Source organism: Paenibacillus sp. PK3_47 (assembly GCF_023520895.1).
Lineage (GTDB): Bacteria > Bacillota > Bacilli > Paenibacillales > Paenibacillaceae > Paenibacillus_AQ.
Genome location: NZ_CP026029.1, coordinates 3,748,897 through 3,770,629, shown reverse-complemented (window position 1 = coordinate 3,770,629; position 21,733 = coordinate 3,748,897). Strand labels below are relative to the sequence as shown.

Below are 21,733 nucleotides of genomic sequence, written 5' to 3'. Positions count from 1 at the left end.
CCCCTCCCGGCTCCCGCGGATTAATTTTCTTCGTGCAGGGTGATACATTCAGGCGGAACCGGCCCTGCCAGCCACACCTCGTTGCCTGCATAATAGAAGGTTACACCAGACTCCGCAGCTTTAATCGTATCTACCGCCAGCAGCACCAGCCTGCCTCTGCGCCGTCCGGCCAGGCTGGCAAAATGAAGACCCTCCGATAAATGGACATACTGCCTGCCCATCGGTTTCAGACCGTCCTTCAGAACGAGGGATAAAGCCTCTTCATAAGTGCCATGGTACAGCACCGGCGGCGGCGTGCCGGGACTGTATGCCACCTTGGTATGGCTGTGCCCATATCTGGCTTTGATCCTGTCCCCTTCAAGGGCAAAACGCTGCTTCTCGCTGTTTGCGGCCACCTGGCGGATATCCGCCTCCGAAATTTCTGACCACTTGGGATCAGCTGTTATTACAGCCAGCAGATCTTCCAGCAGGCAGGAGCCGTCTTCGGGGTCAAGCATCAGCCCGGCTTCCTCCGGGGTATGCCGGAGGAGCTTGGTCATATATTTGCTGAGAGATACTTCAGCCTTGTGATTCAACATTACTCTCACCTCTTTTGTTCTACAGCCGCGGATCTACCGGATCAGACTCCAGCGCCAGGGCGGCAAGGACACACTCATGCACCCGCTCCACCGGCTCCTTGCGGATGAAGCGTTCCACCGATTCGGCGCTGAGCGCACATTCCATGAGGGCATGGCGTTCTTTTTTACCGGTTTTGCGCTGCTTGAGCCTGGCCAGATGTTCCGGCTGCAGGTAATCCATGCCATAGATAATGTGCAGATATTTGCGGCCCCGGACTTTGACTGCAGGCTGAATCATGGATTTGCCGTTACGGGTGATGAACACCTCAGGCTTGATGACGATCCCTTCATGGCCGTCTTCAGTCATTTCTTCCCACCAGCGGATAACCTCCGCCTCATCAGCTTCACTGCTGATAATGCGGTATTCCGTCTCCATGAACAGCGGCGAAACGCCGGCCAGCTCGCGGTTATGCTCCATATGCCACAGATGGCTGTGGTCAAAATAACTCTGCCCGCTGTGTGCAAGCGTGTGGAACGGGGCAATCCTGACCCCTTCCAGTCCGCTGACATCCCAGCAGTATTTCTGAAAAGCCTCACGGAAGACCCGCGCATTCTTCAGCTTTTCTTCCATCTCCTGCACCCAGCCGGATACATCCCGGCCAGCCTGCTCCGCTTCCTTCAGCTTCTCCAACAGATGCTCCCGGTCCATCTGGGCAGCTTCCGCGACATGGGCATACTGGGTCGCGATCAGCTCCCGCGCCTTCAGGTTCCACGGGATGATCTCGGCATCGAGCAGCAGCAGGTCCGTGCTGTGTTTGACAAAATAACCAGCAGCATGCAGATCGGCATTCAGCCTGGAGAGCACCTCGGCTTCTGTGGCGCTGTCAAAGAAAGAGCGGCCTGTCCGGGTATAAATCGTGCCCAGGGTAGGGCGTCCGACATAGGATACCGCAGCCCCGGCATCGCGGAACAGCAGCAGCACCGCCCGGCTGCCCATATGCTTTTTCTCAGCAATCATCTTCTGCACGCCTTGGGCGCGGAAATAGTCAAAAGCCTCGCGCGGATGCTCCAGATAAGCCTCATCTGCAGAAACAGCCGGCGGACTCATCGTCGGCGGAATGTAGACCAATTCCTCAAGCGGAACTGTAAAATGTGACACCGTGTCTATAGCCGCTTTCACGAATTCTCCGCGGACAGAGAGTTCACCATAAGCTTCCGTCATGACGGAATAGCCCTCCACGAATTTCCGCAAGTTAGGCGGGGCGAACCGGCCGCGCTCCCAGCGGATCAGCGGGCTGTCCGGATCTCCGGCATAGTCCTGCTGTGCCTTGACACTGACAAACTGCCCTTCCGGATAACGGTATGCAGTCAATGCCCCTCCGAAGACAGCCCCCTGATCAATGTTAATCGTATTCTTAACCACAGCAGGATATGGTCTTGGATCATGGCCCCAGACAATCAGCTCCCCGGAATCATGCTCGACATACCATTCCTTGCGCACAGGCTTCCCGCTGCCGTCTGTCCCCTCCGTGTCACCGTAGCGGCAGAAATCCGAAATCCGCCTGGACTGTTTGCCGATATATTCATCACGGATGCCGGCATGGGCAACAACAACCCTGCGCACGCCGTTACTGCACAGAACCAGATGACTTGGCGCAGAGAGCAGAAACTGCTTCATTTCTTTTTTAAATGCATCCGCAGCCCCGTCACCGTTATCCCGGGCATACTGCGCAAGTTCCGCAGCAAACTTCTCGTCTCCGTGACTGAGCGTAACGCTGCGGCCATCAAGATAGCGGGCAATTTTCCAGCCATGGTTGCTGTCGATCATCCGCGCGGCTCCGGCATCGCAATGCTGCTTCCAGAAGCTCAGCGTCTCCAGTGATTTCGGTCCGCGGCTCATTACATCCCCGGCAGAGATCAGCGTTCTTCCGTCGGGATGTCTGAACAAACCCTCATCATCAGGCGTATAACCAAGCTGTCCGAGCAGCTCCAGCATTTCATCATAACAGCCGTGAATATCGCCAATGACATCAAATCCGGCGCCGATATCCAGCAGCAGCGGGTTCTCTTTTCGGATAAACCGGACATCCTCTTCTGCTTTCAGAAAATAAGTGAATTCAAAGCCTTCCTCGCGCATACCGCGCAGCGAACGCCTGAACTGGGCATACTGCGCTTTCACCCGCTGTCTGCCGCGCGGCTGCTCACGCCCTTTATCCCGCTCAAGCAGGATCTGCTCCGGCACATCGAGGACCCAGGCGGCACACGGCAGATCATGCTTTGCGGCCAGCTCAATGTATTTGGCACGGTATTCAGGCAGCAGATGGGTGGCATCAACCACAGTCAGTCTGCCCAGCCTGCAGCGCATGCCGACTATCGTATTCATTGCCTCAAAGGCCAGTTTCGACAGCTTCTGGTAGTCATTATAGACAATATCCGCTTCCTCACGGGGCCGGCCTTTCCATTCGACGTAATCAATATCCCCTACCAGCGTCCGGTAGTCATCAGAGGAGACGATTTCCGTCTGCAGCAGCGTTCCCTCTTCCACCAGCCGGCGGAGAAGTGTCGTTTTACCGCTGTTGGAAGGGCCCACCAGTACAATAATCCCTCCATGCGGAAAAGGGATCACCCGCTGCCCTTGCTGTCTTTCAGTCATGGGATGCTGCCTCCTTTGTAAATATGGCCATCTGGGTCGGGCAGCCGAACTCTTCCGAACTTTCGCCGATGCCCCTTATTTCTGCCGAATAATCAAATTCCGTTGTCCAGCCTGCGCACCACGCGGCAAAAGCCTCCCGGGTCCACTCAAAACGGTGATCCCCGTGGCGCATCTCCTCCCTGTCCATCTCATACACCGCGTTATACTCCTTGTTTGGTGTGGTGACAATTAAAGTCCTTGGGGCGTACTGTGCCAAAATAGTATTCATCACTCTGCCGAGTCTATGCTCGTCAATATGCTCAATAACCTCGCAGAGAATTATTATATCCTTGCTGCGCAGAGACTCATCGAAATAGAACAGCGAGCCCGTGACCGGCTCAGGCACAATTACACCCGGCTTGCCTTCCAGCTTGGCAAAACGCTCCAAGGCACGCAGCTGTGACACCGCGGAAGGCTCCACCGCTTTAATCTCCCGCACACCCGGCACACTGCCCAGGATGGCAGACAGCTTGCCTTCGCCGGAGCCGAAATCAACAACACTCCCCCTGGCATCAAGACTCTCTACCGCATCAGCAATAGCTGCATAACGCAGATCATTCAAGCGGACCTTGGGAGGCTCGGGTACCGGCGGTTTATCCCCCTGGAAGGCAGGTTCCGCAGGTGCTCCGCCTGAATCCTCCGTTAATCCTTCAGCCTCCGGAACAGGTCCCGCTTCTGTAATTTTCCGGGCAGCCCCTCTGCCCGCCTGACTTTCATACTGCTTGATCGCATCGGCGAAACGCAGTGAACGCTTAAGAATCAGCCCGCGCAGCGGATGTTCTTCCAGCCAGCCTTCGCTATACCGTCTGATCTTGTCCACTTCTTCCCCGCTGATATAGTAGTGCTTATAATCATCCAGCGCCGGAATCAGCACAAACAGCTGTCTGAGTGCAGTCTGCAGTGTCTGCTTCCCCGTAAGCTTCAGATAACGGACGGAGCTGCGGTTTTTCAGGTCAAAGGAATATTCCGCATTTCCGCGTTCCACCTGTACCTTGTAACCCAGTGCCGAGAACAGTTCCTCCAGCGTGTGGTCAGGCAAATTGGAGGCTACCGGCCCGAACGACAGCGTAAGCGTCAAGGGATACTCAACCCAGGGTAAAACAGCTTCTTTAGGCTTGCCGTTAAGGGCAGTCCCGAGCGCGGCGCGGATATAAGAACAGAACAGGCTGCTCGTTACAAATTCACGGTCGTTGATATACTGCGTAATATCACTGTGGGCTGCAGAAGCCCCTTTTACCAGTTCCACAGGATCAGGCGTAACGTAAATGACAGCCTCCGCTTCCTCTTCGGAAGAAGAAGTGAACACAATCCGTACCCTGGCTTCCTTATCGTTCCGGTCGTAGAGATTATTCGGGTTTTTGGCCAGCAGGTGGGAGAGCATTCCCGCCCCTTCCCCTGCCGCTTTTATAATTAAATGCATCGTCTGCATCACTCCTTATTCCTGTCATTGATCGGGCCTCGCTGCAGTCCAGCGGCTCTCCTGCCCCCATACCTCAAGCAGCGCACTGCGGAACAGCTCATCCAGCGTGTCATCTGCTATACCATTACCCGAATCTAAACGGGGAGCCGCTGCTTCAAAATGAGAGATCTGCCGTTCCAGATAATCGTTAATGTCATCCAGCCGGGGCTCCAGATTCAGCTCATCACCGGACATTTTGCGGAGGAGCAGTTTTTGTATAGTGTCACTCAGTTCGCTGCCTTCCGGAATCAGATCATTGACCAGCACTGTAAAATCCAGGGGAGGAACCTCACCGTATTTCTCAATCCAGGCACAGGCCAGCAGCGGCCGAAGCACATAGAAATATTTTTTGATTTTGACTTCACTGCCCTGAAGATACTCCCGGTAATTGCCCCTGGCCATATTCAGATAGTGGTAAATACAGGACTTGGGCGAGAAGCTAAGCGGTGAAAGACTGCGGACTTGCTCAGCCACCTTATAATTTTCTTCATACTTGATCGGGGACTGCAGCCACTCCAGCAGCGGCGGATTGGATTTGCGGAACAGCAAGAGAGCCTTCTTCAGATCCCAGCCGTTAATATCCAGCAAATCGCTGATTGGGCGTTCAATGACATCCCGCTGTTCAAAAATCGAGAGATAGTCCTCCGGTCGCCGCAAATAGATAAACCGCACATCATAATCGCTATCCCTTGACGGAAATCCCCAGGCCCGGCTGCCGGACTCGCAGGCATACAGAATACGGACATTATCTTCTGACTCTATTCGGCGCAGCTCGCCCAGGATGGATTGTTCTATTTCGGTCATTCTCTTCTCTCCCTTCAGATCTTCAAGTATGCAAAAAGGCCATGGACGTCATCGTCCATGGCCCCGCTATGCCTATCAGCAGAACATACGGCTGCTCTAACACCGGTGTACAGCAAAAGAAGTCCGGCTTAGACCTGCCGCTGCCTAGGCTGAGCAATATAAGCAGGCGGGCAAATGAACGAATGAGAATGAGGGTTATTGACGTTATTAAAAATATTGGAGTTACCCGGCTGCAGCTTATTCTCATATCCGTTCATTTGTCCTGACCTCCTTACTGTACTGTTGTATAATTTCCAAAAGCATAATCCACATATCCAGTTCCTGTCAACCGTCCGTTACGGCAGCAGCGCTTTAAAGGCAGGCGACATGTCCTGCTCATGAAGGGATATATAATCGGTTCTCTTCTCCTGCTTATAAATGATTTTCACCAGATATTGGCCCTTCTGATCTGCATAGCTGCGCTGGTTCTCCAGAATTTCAGAGATAATCCCGGCATCTGTAATTACAGCAGAAGCTTCCTCACTGCGGGCCAGCTTCATTTGTGCCTCAACATTATACCTTTCCTCAGCGGGAATCCGCTGTGAATAGTTATTTCTGATGATCTCGGCAGAAGTGACATCGGAGGCTTTGATCCGGACTCTGTCAGCATAACCCTTCTCAGTGAGCCATGCCCCCAGCTCTTGGAACGACGGTTTCCAATCGTAACCGTAAGACATCTGATATCCGTCAGCATGCGGCTTGCCCATGATCTGCAGGAAGGCAAAAGAAGTCCGGCTGCTGGTCTGATCATCGTAGGTCATATTCAGATATTCCCGCTGAAGGATCTCCGTGAGCTCCTTGACTTCCTGCGGCTCTGAAATAGCGACTGCTTTATTAAAATAACTCAGGCGGATCGTCTCGATATCCGCTTCAAGGCGGGACAGCATATACTCCTTGCGCTTGTACCCCTCGCTTTCCATGACTGCCCGCAGCTCCGGCTCAAAGCCCTGCTCAGGAACCATATAAGCACGGTGAACTTTCCGCCCATTGTCAAGCTCGTATACAAAATCCATCTGGCGGAAGGATCGGAATTCGGAAGTGGTGTAAGAAGGACCTTCCGGCCGCACCGTTACCAGGGCCTGGTGCAGATTGCGGACTGCCTCGATGTAATTTCTATCCCCTGTAAAAGCTTCTTCGTGATACATGGCTTGGGGAGTGCCGTATACATTCATGTCCTCGGTGAACATCCGGTAGTTGCCGCCGGCGTATACCGCCTGGACCTTCTCTCCGTCCGGCACCCGGCCCTCATACCCCGTCATGCTGGTGACGGGAACATAGAGCAGCAGGCCCAGCAGCCCTGCGTATACAGCAAATTCCACCGGCACTCTGCGGCTCAGAATATGCCAGGTTTTGCGGATAATCATCTCCGCGGCAATATAGCCGAGCAGCGCTCCGGCAATATAACCGCTTAGGATCCAGCCCAGCTGCTGCTGCTTGAGTTCACCGAAATAGGTACCGGAAATCAGCATAGTGCACAGCATAAATCCGGCTTTGAACAGCGGATTGAAATAAGTGAAGGCTATTGCCTGTCCTGCTTTTTCACTATGGCGCTTGCGGTACAGCACTACAGACAATCCTGCTAACAAGACGGATAGTATCGCATACAGCCACAAATGCATTGCCTGAACAGGATTTGTTTTCACATAAACCATTTGCAGGATGGGAGACCATACCTCTACATTAGCCATGGTTCCGTACCATTCGGGATATCCGTACAGGTACATGCCCAAATGCCGGTTGAGCAGCTTGATCATCATCACCGGAAGCAGCAGCAGAATAAAAATGACCATTCCCTGAAGGATGCTTTGCCCGGTGCAGATGCCGATAAACAGGCTGAACATGAACAGAAACAGCGTATAGATGATGACTGTCAGGGCCCAGTTCCACACTGCCCATCCGGAATAAATAAACATATTACCGTCCAGGGGTCTGACAACCCCTGCCACCGCAGCAGTAAGCAGGACAGGCACCATCAGCAGGATAAGTCCGCTTACGATATGCGATACCAGCAGATGCTCCCGGCGCAGCGGAAGGCTGTGATAGAAGTCGGAGGGCATTTTGGCCTGCAGATAGCGGAACAGGAACAGACCGGCAGCTATGGGTACCGTAACCGCGAACATCATCTGAATTTCGCCGCCGACGAAGAACAGGCTCATTACTTTCTGCGGCTTGGCATACGGATCATTGCTCATGAACATCTGCAGCGGTAATGCAAATAAAAGACCCAGCGTATAAATAATTCCGATCCAGCCGTGCTGCCGCAGATTCTGGCGGATAATGCTGCTGTTAAAGAAGAATCGGCTGAACGTCATAACCGGCATCCCCCATTTCATAGATAAAGATTTCTTCCAGCGTCAGCGGAAGCAGATCGAACACATACGGCTCATATACATGAAAAGCCTTGGAAATCCGCTCACGGTCCCCTTTGACAATATAAAGATTGACGCTTCCCCGCTGCTCCTGATGGAGAATTTGCAGCTTGGCGCCCAGAGCCGCTGCATGCCGCTCATCGCGGAAGGCGACCTGGATCTTGTGCGTGTCCGCCTTGAGATCATCCAGATCCTTCTCCACCAGCATTCTGCCGGCATGCATAATGCCGATATGATCGCATAAATCCTCAATTTCCCGCAGATTATGCGAAGAGATCAATACGGTAAGATCCCGCTCGGCCACTTCCTGGAACAGGAGATTCTTGATCTGCCGCCGCATGACCGGATCCAGACCGTCGATCGGCTCGTCCATGACCAGCACTTCCGGGGTGCAGCTCAGCGCGAGCCAGAATGCCGCCTGCCGCTGCATCCCCTTAGAGAACCTGCTCAGCTTCCTGCGCTGATCCAGACGAAAGACAGAAGCCAGCTCCTCAAAACGCTTCGTGCTCCAGCCGGGATATATAGATTGATAAAAGGCAGCCATACTTTTCAAATTCGACTGCGGGAAGAAATACGGACTGTCCGGCATAAAAATAACATTTCTTTTCGCTTCGGGATTATCGAATACCGGCTGTCCGCCGACGCTGACCGTCCCTTCCTCGGGCCGGTAGATGCCGGCCAGCGTCTTCAGCAGTGTGGTTTTCCCTGCCCCGTTCGAACCGAGCAGTCCATAAATCGCTCCCTTATGTACACTCAGCGAGATGCTGTCAACAGCTTTCTCCCCCTGAAAAATTTTGCTGACTCCGCGGATCTCAATCATGGTTCTTCTCCTCTCTCTCCTCAAGCACCTGGCGGTACAGCGCCCCGATTTCCCCCTCGGTAAAGCCGAGGTAGACGGCTTCGGCCATGAGCCGGAGCAGTTCAGTGCGGAGCTCCGCCTTCTTGCCTTCATTCTGTTCCTGGTGCATTGGTGCAATAAAGCTTCCTTTTCCCGGCAAAGAGTAAATATACCCCTCCCGTTCCAGCTCCCGGTAAGCCTTTTGGATCGTGTTGGGGTTGACTGTCAGCTGTGAGGACAAGGCTCTTACCGACGGAAGCTGTTCATCCGTCCGCAGGATGCCGTGCATAATCATTTCCTTGACCTTGTCGGTCAACTGCTCGTAAATCGGCTTGCGGCTGCGAACATCCAATTCGAACATAACCGTCCTCCATTCATCATGCTGTGTAGGTAAACCTCTCTAGGTGTATTAACTGTATTACTATTATTAATACAGTTAGAAACAGCTGTCAACCTTGACAGCAAAAAAACGGTCCCTAAGGGACCGTTCCAAAGTATTGAGAAACCCTTTTAATGGTCTTGGGTTCCTTTGCTGCGTTTCCATATCTGAGGACGCTGTCTCTGTTATATGCCTCGTCCCCTTTCGCACGCTAACGGACACTTCGTCCGTTATTTGCCATAAATTTCCCCGTTTCGATGAAATAACGGATCCAGGGTCCGTTAGAATCCCAAAACAACACCTCTGGCGCAAGATAAAGGATCTAGGGTCCGTTAGCATTAGCTTTTCAGCATTTCCAAGTCATTACTATGTTCTGGTGCGCGTCAGTTGATGAATTGAAGCCGGCAATTGTTAATGCGGTGTCGTGAATCAAGATCGCATAAATAAGGTTGTCGAGACTTTCTCAACGGCCTGAAACGGCCCCTAAGGGACCGTTCTCGTATCTTACGTATAATTGCTTTATCACGAAAAAGCCAGAGATCAGCGGGTATCCTTCCAGAAATTCACCGGCTGCAGATCTTTCGTAATCAGCTGGAAGTCATAGCCTTCCTTCTTCAGCGTTTCGAGCAGGCGCGGCAGCACCTTCAGCGTGGCCTTTTGATCATGCATCAAAATTACCGGACTTGTCTTGGACTTCTTCAGTTTGTGGACCTGCTCCATCACAGAAGTGTAGATTTTGTCACTGTTCTCCTTGTATTTCCAGTCTTCCGAGTCCACATTCCAGTCCCATAGATGATAACCCTGGTTCAGCACCTTGTCCCTGAAGGACTTCGTGAAATAAGGTTTGCTCCCATAAGGCGGACGAATCAGCGTTGTGCCCGCACCGGCAATTCTGTTCAGTGCAGCATTGGCATCCGCCATTTCCGCAAGTGCTGCGGCCGGGGAAGCATAGAATTTCTCCTTGCGGTGGGTCATCCCGTGCAGCCCTAATCCTTGCCCAAGCTTCACGGTTTGCTTCACAGCGGAAGGGTAACGGTTCATATTCTGTCCAAGCATGAAAAAGGTCGCCTTCACTTTATATTGGCCGAGAATATCCAGCAGCTGCCCTGTCGTTGCCGAGGGCCCGTCGTCAAAGGTCATATAGACAGTCTGCCCGGGCGTGCCCGGTTTTGCTTCCTGAGCCGGCTCAGCAGCAGCCCGGGGCTTTAGTTCCTGCTGATACTTGGCCGCAAATGCCGTATCATCAAGCTTCGCCGAGGCATTGCGCACCCTGAGCAAATATTTATCAGGCTGGTAGGTTATTATATAACCAAGATGGCTGCTGAGCTGCAGCGGAACCATCAGCGATCCCTTCTCCAGGAAGGTGTTCATCTCTACAGCTGTGCCATCCTGAAGCACTGCGCCCCCTTCTCCCTGAAGCAGGCGGAGTGTTCTTCCGTTCCCTGCAACCGCAATTCCTTCCTTAAGTCCGGTCAGGGTCCAGTTCAGTTCATTTGCGAGCTGGCGCAGCGGAACATAATAACGGCCAGCGGAAAACACTGGTTCTATATCGCTCAGTTTGTCATTGACTCCGAGCTTCGAAACGGGGTTTGCACCTGCAGCACTTGCCGCAGACTGAAGAATGCCGGTACAAAGAAATAAGGACAGGAACAGCAGCATTACTTTTTTAATCACGAGCATTAATCTCCTATCTATGTATATTTGAATATAACTCTATCATAGTTAACGGAATGGAAATTTGAGAGATTGTAACCGCCACAATAAAATGTTGTTACCCTTTGACAGTGATAAATGACACAAATTCAATGATTATTGTTCCAAATGCAGAATTCGTCGAATACTGTCGTATCAAGCAAAAGACGGTTAAAATCAACGTTTTTTACGCACTATAAATGTGACGAAAAAAGGAACTTTATTTAATATGTGAACAAATTTTGAACTACCTTAAAATAAGCTTAAAGCGCGCCACTACAGTGATCTTTATCATACCTAACAATATTTGTAACAAATTTCTCACACATATTTAACTTAATCGACATTATTAAGGACTTATCTAGCTTATATGGTAATTAATGTATTTTGAAAAATGGGTATGTAGTTCTTATTATAGATACAGGTTATTGTTTCATGGCTAATGTACGGCTAATGAAAAGAAGTATTGAAGGAAGGAGTTCTATATGAAAAAAAAGGGACCGTTATACGCTTTGTTTCTCAGCCTTATCCTTCTCCTGCCGGGATGCAGCTCCTTAACCGTGCTGAATCCGAAGGGGCCTGCTGCAAGAACGTTATCTGACACCATCATCCTCTCCATTATAACGATGGCCTTCGTTCTCGCAGTTGTCTACATCTTATATATCTTCGTGCTGGTGAAATATCGTGCGAAGAAAAGCAATGAGGGTTACATTCCGGAACATGAGGAGGGCAATAAGTTACTCGAGGCGATCTGGATCATCATCCCGATTATTATCGTAGCCTTCTTGTCCGTTGTGACTGTCAAGTCCACCCATGCTGTCGAGAATGTGGCTGATGAGTATAAGGATCAGAAGCCTCTGGTCATTTATGCTTCCTCTTCCAACTGGAAATGGCACTTCAGCTATCCTGAGGAAGGCATCGAAACTGTGAACTACGTCAACATTCCGGTTCACCGTGCAGTTGAATTCAGATTGTACTCTTTCGGTACAATCACCAGCTTCTGGGTTCCGCAGCTTGCCGGACAAAAGTACGCCATGAGCGACATGCTTACAACGCTGCACCTCTCTGCAGATACCGTAGGCTCTTTTATCGGTAAGAACTCGAACTTCAGCGGTAAGGGCTTTGCCCATATGGAATTCGAAACGCTTGTTATGACCGATCAGGAATACACTGACTGGGTCAATGAAGTTAAAGAAACCGCACCTGAGCTTACAGAGGATGAATTCAAGGGTCTGCTGGCTGCCGAACATCTTGGACGCAAAACCTATTCATCCACCCATCTGACGTTCAGCCCTCCTCCTGGAGACCATGGCGATCATATGAGCGGACACGGCTCTGAGGACCAGATGGAAAACGGAAATCCGGAACATATCGACAACAAGGATATTCATCCTTCACCGGAGCCTTCCAGTCAAACCGAATTTGACGGTGAGCCGCATCCTGAAGTGGAGCAGCCGCTTCCAAGCTCAGACGTTGAAGAACACACTCACGAGAGCAACTAGCTCTTAAATAGTATGAAGCAATTGTACCAACCTGAAAGGAGCCATCCTAATGGATTTAGAAAAATTTAAGGTTCACGGCGAACCCCTGATTTATGGGGCCATGATCAGTATCGCTCTCGCCACCATCGGGATTCTCGTTGGGCTGACCTATTTTAAAAAATGGGGCTACCTCTGGCGCGAATGGCTCACGACTGTGGACCACAAGAAAATCGGGATTATGTACATCCTCGCCGCCCTGCTGATGCTGTTCCGCGGCGGTGTGGACGCCCTGATGATGCGTCTGCAGACAGCTGCACCGGAAATGAAGTTTCTGGATGCGCAGCACTATAATGAGGTATTTACGACCCACGGTCTGATTATGATCCTCTTCATGGCGATGCCGTTTATCATCGGTCTCATGAACGTAATCATTCCGCTGCAAATCGGTGCAAGAGACGTTGCCTTCCCGCGCCTCAACGCCGTCAGCTTCTGGCTCTTCTTCATGGGAGCGATGCTGCTGAACATTTCCTTCGTTGTCGGGGGATCGCCGGATGCAGGCTGGTCCGCTTACTTCCCGCTGGCAAGCATTGAATTCAGTCCGACTGTAGGTAACAACTACTACTCTCTGGCACTGCAGATTTCCGGTATCGGTACGCTTATTACAGGGGTTAACTTCATCGTTACCATCCTCAAAATGCGTGCACCAGGCATGACCCTGATGAAAATGCCAATGTTCACATGGTCCGTGCTGATCACTAACATCATTATCGTATTTGCATTCCCTGTGCTTACCGTAGCACTTGCCCTGATGATGTTCGACCGGCTGTTCGGCTCTCAATTCTTCACGATGGCCAACGGCGGGATGGATATGCTCTGGGCGAACCTGTTCTGGGTATGGGGCCATCCGGAGGTATACATCGTTATTCTGCCGGCATTCGGTATTTACAGTGAAATTATCGCGACCTTCTCCAAAAAGAACCTGTACGGTTACAAATCCATGGTCTTCAGTATGGTGATTATCTCCCTCCTGTCCTTCCTGGTATGGGCTCACCATTTCTACACTATGGGTCAAGGCGTTATGGTCAACAGCTTCTTCTCCATTACTACAATGGCGATAGCCGTGCCTACAGGGGTTAAAATATTCAACTGGCTGTTCACCCTCCGAAAAGGGCGGATTACCTTTACAACACCAATGCTTTATACGCTGGCCTTTATTCCGATCTTTACCATCGGCGGTGTTACCGGCGTCATGCTGGCGATGGCCAGTGCGGATTACCAGTACCACAACACCATGTTCCTTGTAGCGCATTTCCACTATGTTCTGATTCCGGGCGCAGTATTCGCCGTTATCGCGGGCTTCCACTACTGGTTCCCTAAAGTATTCGGCTTCCGTCTGAACGAACGTCTTGGCAAACACGCTTTCTGGTGGATCATTATTTCCTTTAACGTAACCTTCTTCCCGATGTTCTTCCTGGGACTGATGGGTATGACGCGCCGGATGTACACTTATTCGGAAGAGACCGGCTTCGGTCCGCTGAATATGCTGTCCTTCGTCGGTGCACTGGGTCTGGCCATCGGATTTGTTATTCTGGTTTACAACATCTACTGGAGTACACGTTACATGCCAAGAGATACAACAGGCGATCCTTGGGATGCACGTACACTGGAGTGGGCTACACCAAGTCCAATTCCGGCTTACAACTTTGCCATTGTGCCTAAAGTTAAATCGCTTGATCCTTTCTGGGAATCCAAGCAGAAGAACGTACCGCTTTATGAAGACAAAATCACCAAGATTCACTTGCCTAACAATACAGGGAAACCGTTCATTCTGGGAGTTATCTTCTTCTTCCTTGGCTTCTTCCTCGTATTCAGCATGTGGATTCCGGCTGTTGTGGCGGGAATTGGCGTACTCATAATGCTGGGAGCGATGTCCTTTGACCGGGATGAGGGCTTCTACGTTTCGGCTAAAGAAGTCGAAGCTACAGAAAAGAAACTGCGGGGTGAGACTGTATGAAAATAGATGCGTCCAAGCCGCTTGAATACTCGACAGAAGAGAACAGTAATAAGATCTTCGGCTTTTGGGTGTTTCTCGGAGCTGAAATTCCGCTCTTCGCCACATTGTTCACGGTTTACTTTGTCATGGTTGACCGCTTTGCCAGCGGCCCCAGCGGTGCTGAAATCTTCGAAATCGGTCCTGTACTGATTTCAACCTTTCTGCTCCTGACAAGCTCGTTCACGATCGGCCTTGCCGTCCATGCCATGCGCCTGGGCTACAAAAAAGCGATGATGTTCTTTATGGGGATCACGCTGCTGATGGGTCTCGGCTTTATCGGGATTGAAATTGAAGAATTTCTGACTTACGTTCATGAAGGTGCAACACTGCAAACCAGCGGTTTCCTGTCCAGTCTCTTTGTACTGCTGGGAACGCACGGTGCCCACGTCAGCTTCGGCTTCCTGTGGGGCGTAGTAATCATGATTCAGCTGTGGCGCCAGGGTATTACTCCGGCCAATGCTAATAAAACATTTATCTTTTCATTGTTCTGGCACTTCCTGGACGTTGTCTGGATCTTTATCTTCAGCTTCGTCTACCTGAAAGGACTGATGTAACATGATGAAGCAACTGTTTCCAATTCGCCATGTGATGGGTTATCTGGCCTCTCTGGTCCTTTCCGCTGCTGCGCTGGTTGTTATCTACGGAGATCTGTCCCAGAGTGCCAATATGGTTGTTCTGCTGGTCACTGCGATTATTCAGGCTTCTTTGCAGCTCTTCGTATTCATGCACATCGGAGAATCTGCCGATACCAAAAAAGAGCTGTATATCAATATCGCTTATGCCTTGTTTGTAGGTCTGGTTACCATTTTCGGAACGCTCTTCATTTTCGTATGGGGCTGGTACGCTTAAGACAGGCAAATATGTATTCATTGTTAAGGTCCGTTTCCGGTTTCAATACCGGAGCGGGTCTTTTTTTGTGGGTATGAAAAAAACAGGCCCGGGAACATATCGTTCCCGGGCCTGTCAGCTATAATCTTATCCCGCTTCCTCACAGTCTGAACTTTGCCAGCTCCTTCTGCAAATCCTCGGCTAATGTCGCCAGATATTGTGCTGACATTGACATTTCGCCCATTGCAGCCAGCTGTTCCTCGCTGGCTGCGCTCGTCTCCTGAATATCGCCTGCTCCTTTACGCGTAACCCCGTTTGCCTGCTCCATCGCCTCTGATACAGCCTTAGACTCTTCTAAAACATGTCCTATGGCCGCTCTCATCTCTTCAGTCTGCTCTACAGCACTCCTGATGGAGTCATCGATTTCCGCAAACGCCTGTGAGACCAGCTCGCTCTGTGCCACACCATGAGACACCAGCTCCACTCCCAAAGCCATGGATTTCACAGCACTGCCTGTCTGCTGCTGGATATCGGCGATAATGTCCGTGATCTGCAGCGAACTTCTTCCTGTAGCCTCCGCCAGCTTGCGGATTTCACCGGCAACCACAGCGAACCCCCGACCGTATTCCCCGGCTCTGGCCGCTTCAATAGAGGCATTCAGCGAGAGCAGGTTCGTCTGGGCAGATATCTCATTGATGGTGGTGATAATCGTATTGATTTCCTCCGACAGGTTATCCAGATGGCTGACAATGGCCTGACTGGCAGTTACGCTGGTGTCGATCTCCTTCATTTGGTCCATAATCTTGCCTACCGCTTCAGCCCCCAGATCTGCCGAAAGTGCGGCTCTGCTCATTAGCTCTGACATCTCATTGCCGCTCCGTTCTACGGCGGCAATATCCCCTGCCATGGTCTGGGCGGACTGTGAGGTGCGGGCGATGCTGTCCACCTGGGCTTCGAACCCGGAAGCGATCCCCCCGGCAGTTTCAGCAATCATGCGTGAAGCCAGCGAGGTCTGCTCTGCACTGGCACTCATTTCCTGTGAGGAGGCTGACAGCATTTCCGCGCTTTCCGAAACTCCCTGCATCATTCCTTTTAAGCTGTCCAGCATCAGGTTGAAGGACTGGTTAATCTGACCAATCTCATCCCTTGAATTGTACGAAGCCTTCACGGTCAGATCCCCCTGCTCTGCCCGCTGCATCGTGCCCTGCAGTTCTTTGAGCGGTTTCGTAATCAGCCGGGTAATCATAATACTGATTGCAATACACAGCACCCACGCCGCAGTAATCAGAGCCGTGCTTACATTCGTGGAGTTTTTGGCGCTTTCCGCAGTGAGCTCATTACGTTCTCCGGCATCCTGTACCAGCAGGCCGGTAGCGTCATCCAGCAAAGCTGTCATTTTATCCCTTAATGCACTAAAAGTACTGCCGCTGAAGACCTGATAAGCTTCCGCATTAAGATTGTTAGCAGCCAGCTGAATGATATTATTCCGCTGTGTCCGGTAATCAGACAGCAGTGATATGTACTCGTTAATTAAATTTTCGATTTCGCTGCTGCTGAAGCGGACCGATTTCAACTGTTCCATCAGCCCGTTGTTTCTTTCAATGTTCTCCTCAATACCAGCCGTAAGCTCCCCGTTTCTGGCGCTATCCTTGTTAACCATCTGTTCAAGAAGATAGGACTCAATGGTCCGGTTATTCGCGCGGATTTCGGTGACCAGGTACACCGGCTGCAGATTCCCGCTGTAGGTCTCCTGGGAGCGGTCTGCCATCGTTCCAATCGTAGTGATGCTTACTGCACCCAAACCAATGATCAGAATCACCGCAATCGCCGCGAGCAATGCCACTTTATATTTTACTTTCAGATGCCGCATATCGAGTTCCCGCCTTCTAGGAGTCTATTATTTACATCTTATATCGGCGAAAAAAGTCGAATTGATGATATAAAACATGAATTTTGTCGAAATATGAAAATGAGCGGCTGATAGTCTTAGTTTACATATGCAAGCCGCGAATTTGGCAAAGCCAAATGGAGCATCTTCTGCGGAATTTCACCATTTGAGAGCTGCCGCAATAGAGCGGTATGAGTGACTATTGCACTTTGTACAGCAGCTCCTACCTAATCTGGCTGATGGGAAGCCCCTGGCGGTTAATTGTATTTCCTGCAGTTAAAAGACGGCAAATCGCCCGTTTTGGAAGTTTAACTGTATTCAGTACATTTAATAACTACGTAAAGGCCCTTTTTCCGGCTTACGGGGATTTATAACTGCAGAAACTGCAACTATGCCCCTCCCGCCATCCAAAACAATTGTCTTTAGCTGCACGGAATACAGTTAAACTATCCGCCGAGCAAAAGGCCGGAGTCCGGTAGAGTGCAAACTCAATCTACATGGGCTCCGGCCTTTATAACACCCTAATTACTCCTGCAGCAAACCGTATTTCTTGCGGAAGCGTTCCAGCACCTTGGTCCAGCCCCCGGCCAGAATGGCGAGGAAGAATACATTAGACAGGGCATGCGCCAGGTCAAAATAAAAGCTGGAGGCATATGCAGCGGCTGCCAGCTCCCAGCTGAAGGCATCCGGAAGGCTGATCAGGTACCAGATATTCATAATCCAGCCGAACAGGAAACCCCAGACAAAGCCAAAGACAAGCAGCCCTATCCGGCTTTTCAGCAGTCGGGTATTCCGCAGCCAGCCGGTTGTCAGTCCGACCATTCCCCAGGCGAACATCTGCCACGGTGTCCAGGGCCCCTGCCCGAAGTATATATTGGAGACAAGCGCGGCCACTGCTCCAATAATAAAGCCGGCCTCTGCTCCAAACACGTAGGCCGACAGCATCACAATGGCCGACACAGGCTTGACGCTGGGTAACGCGGCAAAGGGAATCCGGCTCACCGCAGCGACAGCTGACAGCACAGCCAGCAGCACCAGCTCCCGGGACTCCAGAGGCCTGCGCTCCAGGCGCATGAACAGCGGCAGCAGAGCCACGGCGAGCAGCACCAGGCTGAGCAGCATATAATGCCTGTCCTTCAGCGCCGCTGTAAGCGCAAGACCGGCTATAAACAATCCCAGGGCAATTAACAGCGGGAAACGGAATCGGGCCATGCTTGTATCACATCCTCAATGGTCAATGCCTGCGGCAGCCGCTCCCGTACCATGCGGTTAACCACCGTTGTATAGAAATAGTTGCTGCTGAAAAAGTCTGCCGGAGCCCCCTCTGACGTAATGCTTCCATCGAACAGCAGCGCACAGCGGGACGCATGCCTTGCCGCAAATTCCACATCATGTGTCACCATCATGATGCTCATTCCCTGCTTCAGCAAATGGTCCAATAGGGCAGCGAACCGCTCCTTTGCCACGGGATCAAGTCCCTTGGTCGGCTCATCCAGCAGCAGAATATCTGGTTTAAGCAGCATCACCATGGCCAGCGCGAGCTTCTGCTGCTGCCCGCCGCTAAGATCATGCGGATGACTTTCAAGCACGCTCTGGAGCTGGAATACCTCCAGCAGCCGGTCGGTTTCCTTTTTCGCTTCTTCAGGAGACAGGCCGGAAATGTCAGCCATATGCCGCAGCTCCTCGGCCGCTGTGTCATAGCTGAAATAGAGCAGCGGATTCTGGGCCAGGAAGCCTGCGGCAACTCCCTTGGCCAGCTCAACTTTGCCGCGCTGCGGCTTGGCCAGTCCGCTCAGCACATGCAGCAGAGTGGATTTCCCGGCCCCATTTCCGCCCATGACAGCCAGCAGCTCCCCCTGCTGAAGCGATAGCGTCAGCTTTTTCAGCACCTCCGGACCGTCCTTCTCGTAGCGGAAGGTAACTTCCCGGCAGCTTAACAGAGACTTGCCGGATGGCTGATCCTCCGCTGTCTCCTTAACAGCAGCCTCTGGAGTCTTAGGGGGTTTAGCTGTGTCCAAGGATTCCAGCCAGCGTTTGCCTTGCCGCACAGTAAGCGGAATACTCTCAAGCGGTACAGCAGCCGCTTCAGGAGCCAGAGCGAGAAACAAACGCGAGGCTGTAGGCAGATAAGCGTGATGATCAAGCTTCTGTGCATGATCCGATTCACGTACGAACTGCCGGGGACTGCCATTAGCCTGCAGAACACCATCCTGAAGCAGCAGCACCCGGTCAGCCAGCGGCAGCACCTCTTCCAGCCTGTGCTCGCTGATAATGACCGTCATCGACAGTTCCTCATTCAGCCGGTGCAGCGTCTGGATGAACTCGCGGGCAGCGACAGGGTCCAGCTGTGAGGTCGGCTCGTCCAAGAGCAGCAGCTTCGGCTGAAGCAGCAGGACGGAGGCCAGGTTGAGCAGCTGCTTTTGTCCGCCGGAAAGCTCATGGACGGATTTATACAGCAGCGGCTCCAGTCCGAACAGCCCGGCAATCTCCGCCAGCCTGCTCCGCATGACCGAAGGGGAATACCCCAGATTTTCCATGGAAAAAGCCAGTTCATGCCACACTGTGTCCATCACAATCTGTGCATCCGGATTTTGAAAGACAATACCTATCTCGCCTGCAGCTGTCTCGGCAGACAGGTCTGCCAGCAGCCGGCCTCTATAACGGACACTTCCGCTGCCGGTACCAATCGGGGTGAGCTCCCGTTTCAGATGACGCAGAAGCGTAGTTTTGCCGCCGCCGGAAGGACCGCACAGCACTACGAACTCCCCCTCCTCTACCGTGAACGAAAGCTCATGAATCGAGTCTCTGGCTTCATCGGGATAACGGAAGGATAAACGTTCCGCCGTGATGATCTCCATAACCACTTCTCCTTTCCTTCCAGACCCAGCGGTGTCAGCACAAACAGGCAAAAGCCTGCATACATTACAGCTTCGCCCCAGCCGAATACCATGGGCTTCATGTGCGGATATATCTCAAGCACTCCGTAGCCCTGCAGCCAGCAGAGCAGCGGAACCAGTCCGCTTGCACCCAGCAGCACCAGTGTAATTTTATCCTCTCTGTCCAGCTTGTAGATTCCGTATACACTTCGCTTGCGGACACCGTACCCGCGCGACTTCATGGAATCAGCACTCTGCAGCGCCTCCTCAAGCGACCATGTCAGCAGCACCTTGAGAAGGGTCATGCCGTCACTGAGCCTTTTGCGCAGCTTGCCCTTGCTGACATCGATTCCCCTCATCTTCTGGATCAGGGTAATCTGCTTCAGCCTCCGCTGGAACAGCGGGACGAAGCGGAGCGTCATCAGGGTCAAAAGCGCTGTTTTGGGGGCCGCCGCCGCGAACAGGTACATGAATTTATCGGTCGTAACTGTATGATTGTACGAGATAAACAGGATAAATATCGTCAGCAGCACGATCATCATCATCAGTCCGTAGAGCACGGCCTCAAGCGTAACCGGCTGATCCATAAAATAAAACAGAATATGCGAGCCCCTGTGTGAGAACAGGGGATTCAGGACAGCCACCGAGCCTGCCATCAGCAGGTAGAAGGGCAGGCTGCGCAGCAGCTTCCGCCCCTGCCCCTGCAAAGCCAGCAGGCCAAGCAGAGCCAGAAGCTCTGTAAGCAGAAACAGCGGGTGAAACAGCAGGGCAGCAAACAGCAGCAGACCGGCGTAATACAGCAGGGCTACAGCTGGATGCATGGAGCGGAAGCCGCTGTTCATGGAGCTTTCGCTCCCAGATCCTTGCCCAGATCCAGCGTATACAACCATTCAATAGTATCTCCGGGATTCAGGGTATAGGTCCCTGCGCCTTTGCCCGGAAACTCGCCGTTGACACTGTACATCCAGCCGCTTTCCGCGCCGCGGTCAAACTCGTACAGGTTATCAATCCCTTCGACATAGGCAAAGCTTTTGGCACCCTTGTATTCCATCTGAATTTTGTTCTTGCGGGTAATGCGCTTCAGGAGTTCAAGCACGGTATCGCCTTCCTCCAGCTCATACGCTGCCGCTGCCAAAATTGTCCCGTGCTCCTCATCTCCGGTAATGGAGAGTGTAACGGTGCTGGCCTGCTCAGCCGGCTTTGCAGCTGCTGCCGGCTGCGTTGGAGCTGCAGTTGCCGCCGGCGGCTTGGCGGCAGCGGCAGGCTTGGCCGTGGCGGCAGGTTTCGTGATAGCGGCTGGATTAACAGTAGCCGCTGGCTTGGCCGTGGCGGCAGGCTTGGGAGCCACTGCCGGGCTTTTGCCGCTGTCCGGCTTGGCCGGCGCGGACACTGCAGGCGCAGCAGTCTTTGCCACGGGGTTCGCTGCATCCGGCGAAGCCGCTGCCGGAGCTGCGCTGCCTGCTGGGGCGGCTGTTGCAGCCGGTGCTGCGCTTGCTTCGGGCGCCGGTGTGCCCGGTGCAGCAGATGCTGCTGCATTATCTGGAGCCGCGGGCTCTGCAGTGGAGGCGGCTGCAGTTTCGCTGCCAGCCGGTGAGCCTGTAGCAGCGGCTTCCGGCTGCGGGCTTTGCGTGGCAGACTTCTCATTACTTACCGTATTGTTCCGGCCTTCGTCTGCTGATTCCCGTCCGCCGGAAGCACAGCCTGCAACAAGCAGGGCGGCAAGCAGCAGAAACAGCGGATAGACCAGCCGGCGTTTCATTTGTTTGGACATTATTATC

The 21,733-nt window shown here is 52.3% G+C and carries 17 protein-coding genes; 4 read left to right on the top strand and 13 right to left on the bottom strand.

From position 1 onward, the window contains the following. Positions 1–20: 20 nt before the first annotated feature. From C2I18_RS16710 to C2I18_RS16675, 8 genes are all read right to left on the bottom strand, one after another. Positions 21–578, bottom strand: a complete 558-nt coding sequence (locus C2I18_RS16710) for an RNA 2'-phosphotransferase (protein WP_249896895.1) — start codon at positions 576–578, stop codon at positions 21–23. 19 nt (positions 579–597) lie between these two features. Continuing rightward, positions 598–3,210, bottom strand: coding sequence for a polynucleotide kinase-phosphatase (locus C2I18_RS16705; RefSeq protein WP_249896894.1), 2,613 nt, complete (start codon positions 3,208–3,210; stop codon positions 598–600). After that, entirely contained in the window at positions 3,203–4,669 is a 1,467-nt protein-coding gene (locus C2I18_RS16700; protein WP_249896893.1) for a 3' terminal RNA ribose 2'-O-methyltransferase Hen1, read from the bottom strand. Before C2I18_RS16700 ends, C2I18_RS16705 begins: the two co-directional genes overlap by 8 nt. A gap of 24 nt (positions 4,670–4,693) precedes the next feature. Further along, positions 4,694–5,512, bottom strand: coding sequence for a nucleotidyltransferase domain-containing protein (locus C2I18_RS16695; RefSeq protein ID WP_249896892.1), 819 nt, complete (start codon positions 5,510–5,512; stop codon positions 4,694–4,696). Between the two features lie 335 nt (positions 5,513–5,847). After that, positions 5,848–7,863, bottom strand: a complete 2,016-nt coding sequence (locus C2I18_RS16690) for a DUF6449 domain-containing protein (RefSeq protein WP_249896891.1) — start codon at positions 7,861–7,863, stop codon at positions 5,848–5,850. Beyond that, complete coding sequence (locus C2I18_RS16685) at positions 7,838–8,740, bottom strand: ABC transporter ATP-binding protein (RefSeq protein WP_249896890.1); 903 nt, start codon at positions 8,738–8,740, stop codon at positions 7,838–7,840. Before C2I18_RS16685 ends, C2I18_RS16690 begins: the two co-directional genes overlap by 26 nt. Further along, on the bottom strand, positions 8,733–9,119 hold the full coding sequence (locus C2I18_RS16680) for a GntR family transcriptional regulator (RefSeq protein WP_249896889.1): 387 nt from the start codon (positions 9,117–9,119) through the stop codon (positions 8,733–8,735). The genes C2I18_RS16685 and C2I18_RS16680 overlap by 8 nt, the downstream gene beginning before the upstream one ends. A gap of 558 nt (positions 9,120–9,677) precedes the next feature. Beyond that, entirely contained in the window at positions 9,678–10,811 is a 1,134-nt protein-coding gene (locus C2I18_RS16675; RefSeq protein ID WP_249896888.1) for a polysaccharide deacetylase family protein, read from the bottom strand. A gap of 503 nt (positions 10,812–11,314) precedes the next feature. Here C2I18_RS16675 and qoxA point away from each other — a divergent pair. From qoxA to qoxD, 4 genes are read left to right on the top strand one after another with little or no spacing between them, the layout of a single operon-like run. After that, positions 11,315–12,331 carry a cytochrome aa3 quinol oxidase subunit II gene (gene qoxA / locus C2I18_RS16670; protein ID WP_249896887.1) on the top strand — a complete coding sequence of 339 codons (1,017 nt, stop codon included), beginning with the start codon at positions 11,315–11,317 and terminating at the stop codon, positions 12,329–12,331. Between the two features lie 49 nt (positions 12,332–12,380). Next, positions 12,381–14,324, top strand: coding sequence for a cytochrome aa3 quinol oxidase subunit I (gene qoxB, locus C2I18_RS16665; protein ID WP_249896886.1), 1,944 nt, complete (start codon positions 12,381–12,383; stop codon positions 14,322–14,324). After that, a complete protein-coding gene (gene qoxC, locus C2I18_RS16660) occupies positions 14,321–14,917 on the top strand; it encodes a cytochrome aa3 quinol oxidase subunit III (protein ID WP_249896885.1) in 597 nt (198 codons plus the stop codon). The genes qoxB and qoxC overlap by 4 nt, the downstream gene beginning before the upstream one ends. Before the next feature lies 1 nt (position 14,918). Continuing rightward, a complete protein-coding gene (gene qoxD, locus C2I18_RS16655) occupies positions 14,919–15,212 on the top strand; it encodes a cytochrome aa3 quinol oxidase subunit IV (protein WP_249896884.1) in 294 nt (97 codons plus the stop codon). A 139-nt stretch (positions 15,213–15,351) separates the two neighbouring features. On the opposite strand, the gene C2I18_RS16650 is transcribed toward qoxD, so the two are convergent. The 5 genes from C2I18_RS16650 to C2I18_RS16630 form a co-directional block, all read right to left on the bottom strand. Then, the gene (locus C2I18_RS16650) at positions 15,352–17,061 is read right to left on the bottom strand and encodes a methyl-accepting chemotaxis protein (protein ID WP_249896883.1); all 1,710 of its coding nucleotides are present in this window, start codon (positions 17,059–17,061) and stop codon (positions 15,352–15,354) included. A 543-nt stretch (positions 17,062–17,604) separates the two neighbouring features. Further along, positions 17,605–18,291 (bottom strand): ECF transporter S component, encoded by a 687-nt coding sequence (locus C2I18_RS16645; protein ID WP_249896882.1) that lies wholly within the window; start codon positions 18,289–18,291, stop codon positions 17,605–17,607. After that, the gene (locus C2I18_RS16640; protein WP_249896881.1) at positions 18,264–19,937 is read right to left on the bottom strand and encodes an ABC transporter ATP-binding protein; all 1,674 of its coding nucleotides are present in this window, start codon (positions 19,935–19,937) and stop codon (positions 18,264–18,266) included. The genes C2I18_RS16645 and C2I18_RS16640 overlap by 28 nt, the downstream gene beginning before the upstream one ends. Beyond that, positions 19,853–20,797, bottom strand: coding sequence for an energy-coupling factor transporter transmembrane component T (locus tag C2I18_RS16635; RefSeq protein WP_249896880.1), 945 nt, complete (start codon positions 20,795–20,797; stop codon positions 19,853–19,855). The genes C2I18_RS16640 and C2I18_RS16635 overlap by 85 nt, the downstream gene beginning before the upstream one ends. Beyond that, complete coding sequence (locus tag C2I18_RS16630) at positions 20,794–21,726, bottom strand: DUF4430 domain-containing protein (protein WP_249896879.1); 933 nt, start codon at positions 21,724–21,726, stop codon at positions 20,794–20,796. Before C2I18_RS16630 ends, C2I18_RS16635 begins: the two co-directional genes overlap by 4 nt. Positions 21,727–21,733 lie beyond the last annotated feature (7 nt).

Excerpts from the sequence above, each read along its gene's own strand:
- C2I18_RS16710 (WP_249896895.1), bottom strand. The coding sequence starts at position 578 with ATGTTGAATCACAAGGCTGAAGTATCTCTCAGCAAATATATGACCAAG.
- C2I18_RS16705 (WP_249896894.1), bottom strand. The coding sequence starts at position 3,210 with ATGACTGAAAGACAGCAAGGGCAGCGGGTGATCCCTTTTCCGCATGGA.
- C2I18_RS16700 (WP_249896893.1), bottom strand. The coding sequence starts at position 4,669 with ATGCATTTAATTATAAAAGCGGCAGGGGAAGGGGCGGGAATGCTCTCC.
- C2I18_RS16695 (WP_249896892.1), bottom strand. The coding sequence starts at position 5,512 with ATGACCGAAATAGAACAATCCATCCTGGGCGAGCTGCGCCGAATAGAG.
- C2I18_RS16690 (WP_249896891.1), bottom strand. The coding sequence starts at position 7,863 with ATGACGTTCAGCCGATTCTTCTTTAACAGCAGCATTATCCGCCAGAAT.
- C2I18_RS16685 (WP_249896890.1), bottom strand. The coding sequence starts at position 8,740 with ATGATTGAGATCCGCGGAGTCAGCAAAATTTTTCAGGGGGAGAAAGCT.
- C2I18_RS16680 (WP_249896889.1), bottom strand. The coding sequence starts at position 9,119 with ATGTTCGAATTGGATGTTCGCAGCCGCAAGCCGATTTACGAGCAGTTG.
- qoxA (WP_249896887.1), top strand. The coding sequence starts at position 11,315 with ATGAAAAAAAAGGGACCGTTATACGCTTTGTTTCTCAGCCTTATCCTT.
- qoxB (WP_249896886.1), top strand. The coding sequence starts at position 12,381 with ATGGATTTAGAAAAATTTAAGGTTCACGGCGAACCCCTGATTTATGGG.
- qoxC (WP_249896885.1), top strand. The coding sequence starts at position 14,321 with ATGAAAATAGATGCGTCCAAGCCGCTTGAATACTCGACAGAAGAGAAC.
- qoxD (WP_249896884.1), top strand. The coding sequence starts at position 14,919 with ATGATGAAGCAACTGTTTCCAATTCGCCATGTGATGGGTTATCTGGCC.
- C2I18_RS16650 (WP_249896883.1), bottom strand. The coding sequence starts at position 17,061 with ATGCGGCATCTGAAAGTAAAATATAAAGTGGCATTGCTCGCGGCGATT.
- C2I18_RS16645 (WP_249896882.1), bottom strand. The coding sequence starts at position 18,291 with ATGGCCCGATTCCGTTTCCCGCTGTTAATTGCCCTGGGATTGTTTATA.
- C2I18_RS16640 (WP_249896881.1), bottom strand. The coding sequence starts at position 19,937 with ATGGAGATCATCACGGCGGAACGTTTATCCTTCCGTTATCCCGATGAA.
- C2I18_RS16635 (WP_249896880.1), bottom strand. The coding sequence starts at position 20,797 with ATGAACAGCGGCTTCCGCTCCATGCATCCAGCTGTAGCCCTGCTGTAT.
- C2I18_RS16630 (WP_249896879.1), bottom strand. The coding sequence starts at position 21,726 with ATGTCCAAACAAATGAAACGCCGGCTGGTCTATCCGCTGTTTCTGCTG.